The 2,260-nt window shown below is 68.8% G+C and carries 2 protein-coding genes; one reads left to right on the plus strand and one right to left on the minus strand.

Translation table 11 applies throughout. The features are described from left to right. Positions 1-143 precede the first annotated feature (143 nt). The gene (locus BO39_RS29255; protein WP_052403040.1) at positions 144-1,142 is read right to left on the minus strand and encodes a catalase family peroxidase; all 999 of its coding nucleotides are present in this window, start codon (positions 1,140-1,142) and stop codon (positions 144-146) included. A 542-nt stretch (positions 1,143-1,684) separates the two neighbouring features. Here BO39_RS29255 and BO39_RS29260 point away from each other — a divergent pair. Beyond that, positions 1,685-2,161: a DUF6880 family protein gene (locus BO39_RS29260; RefSeq protein ID WP_342666356.1), complete on the plus strand. Its 477-nt coding sequence runs from the start codon at positions 1,685-1,687 to the stop codon at positions 2,159-2,161. The last annotated feature ends 99 nt before the right edge of the window (positions 2,162-2,260 follow it).

The following is a 2,260-nucleotide window of genomic DNA, read 5'->3' on the forward strand; positions in this document are numbered from 1 at the left end:
AGAGGCTGGTCGTGCTCGTCGGGCAACGACGCCCCCTCGCCATCGCCGTGAAGAACAGGAACACGCGACGCAGATGGTCCAAGCTGAGGGAGTGGCTGGCGTAAGCGTCAGACCTCATCCGCCAACATTGGTCTGGGTGCGGACTATTGCAGCCGGCGGGACAGGGAGACGGCGTAGGCGCCGGTGCGGGCGTGGAGGGTCGGATCGTCGCTATAGGTGACGCCCGGCGCCATATCGAGCTGCAGGAAGCTGATGGGGTCGCAGGCGCCGCCGGGGCCGGGCGCGACCTCGGTAACGGCTAAGCGCCCGACCACTGCACGCGGCCGGTCGTCGGGCCAAGCGATGGTGGGGTTAGTCACATCGTCGCCAGGACCGGCGAACTGCAGGACCATGTCGAACTCGACCGGCGCGCGGGCGACACGCTGGCGCAGCTCGTCGGCGAGGAAGCTGGCGGGCAGGGTCCGCGTCTGCTCCTCGGTCAGGCGCTGGGTGCCGGCGACGGGCTCGAAGACCCAGCGGACGTGGCGGACCTCGCTGTCGGCGCCCTGAAAGCGGAAGGCGTTCACCCCCCAGTACGGCGTAGCGGCCCAGCTCGCCGGGGGAAGGGTGGCGGCGAGCCAGCGGGCCTGGAGGGTGGTGGCGGGATTAGCGGCGACGAAAGCCGCGACGGCCTGCGGGTTGGGCTGGCCCGTCACAGGATCGGGCCGGCGCGCGAGGAGGCCCTGGACCAGGGCTTCAGGTGTGGGCGAGCCGAAGACCGGGGCGGAGATGTTCGCCATGTCCCAGGTGTCGCCGGACGGTGTCTCGAAGCGGACGGAGAGGCTGCGTGTGGTGCGGCCGGTGTCGGACCCGGCCGGGCTTCCGACGCCCACGCCAAAGCGGATGACCGTGGCCACGCGCTGGCCGTTGAACACGGGCGCGACGGAGAGGCGCGTGCCCTCGGGCGTCGCGGTGAAGTGGCCGCCGGCGCAGGTACCTTTGGCGTGGCTCGGGCGATGGGTGCGGATCGGACCGAGCACTGCCTCAAAGGCGTCCACGATCGTCTCGGCCGAGGGCGGCTCGGCGCGCGTGCCAGATGAGGCACCGAGAAGGCCCGCCAGGGCGCCAGCAGCCAGGACAACGGTGGACAGGAGTCGGGGCATGTGGAGGTGTCCTCTGAGCGGTCCAGCTTCGTACCGAGAGGGCGAGCGTAGCAGGCCGAAGGAGCCCTCTGGCCTCAAAAACGGCGCGATGACGTGAGCCTAGCCTGCCACAAGGCGTGCCGGCCCAGCTTTGAGGGTCAACCTTCTCTGTGGAAGCTGGCGGACTTGCCCGTGTCTGCCAGATACGCAGCGCCGTCGGGTCTTCAGCAGTCTACATTTCGGCCGTTCGGTGATCGACAGTGTAGGCACCACGAGCGTGAGGAGCAGGCGTAAAGGTGGCCTGCGCGAGCCCGACAGCGGCGTAGAGGCTGATGCCCACGGCAAAGTAGGAGACCATGCTGATTAAGCCGAGCAACTTGCGGTCACTGGGGGTGCGGTAACGGCTCAGGAGAGGGGGCGGGTATGCCAGGAACCCAGCATGTCGGAGCGAGCCAGGATCGCCCGGTCAAGCGTCAGCCGTCAGGCAGCGGCAGACGAGGAGCCGCCGGCCCCCTCCCCTGCTCGCGCCAAGCCGAAGAAAGGCTGCATCCCGCTCGCGCACGCTGAGCGCCGAGGCGCTCGAGCAACTGGGGGCGGCGTGGCTGGCCGAGCTGCTGATGGCGCAGGCCAAGGGAGATGCGGCGCTCGCCCGCACGCTGCGCCTCGCCCTCGCCGGGGCAGACGGCAGCGGCCGGCTTGCCGCCCAAGTGGAGAAGCGGCTGCGCACCATCGGGCGCTCGCGGGGCTTCATCGAGTGGGACAAGGTGCGTCCCCTCGCCCGCGAGCTCGACAGCTTGCGCGAGACGATCGGCGGGCCCTTGGCCGCGACGGATGCGCGCGCGGCCGTGACCCAGATGCGGCTCCTGCTCAGCCTGGCGGAAAACGTGTTCGACCGCAGCGACGACGGCAGCGGCACGCTCGGTGAGGTCTTCCGGAAGGCATCCTACCTGCGAGGACAGGAAGCCGAGCTTGTCCGCACCTCCCTGATTACACAGAACAAGTCGTTGATGCGATCAAATGTTTCGACGCCGATTATCTGAACTGACCTAGGCTCAGGACCCGTTAATCAGGGCTGGCGCCTGATCTGAATGGCTGATTCCATGGTAGCCGGAGGTGCTGCCATGGCTGACCTGTTCTGG

This window comes from Roseomonas aerilata DSM 19363 (genome assembly GCF_000711725.1).
GTDB classification, from domain to species: Bacteria; Pseudomonadota; Alphaproteobacteria; order Acetobacterales; family Acetobacteraceae; genus Roseomonas; species Roseomonas aerilata.

What these genes read in the sequence shown, in the direction of transcription:
- BO39_RS29255 (WP_052403040.1), bottom strand. Translation starts at nt 1,142, where the DNA reads ATGCCCCGACTCCTGTCCACCGTTGTCCTGGCTGCTGGCGCCCTGGCG.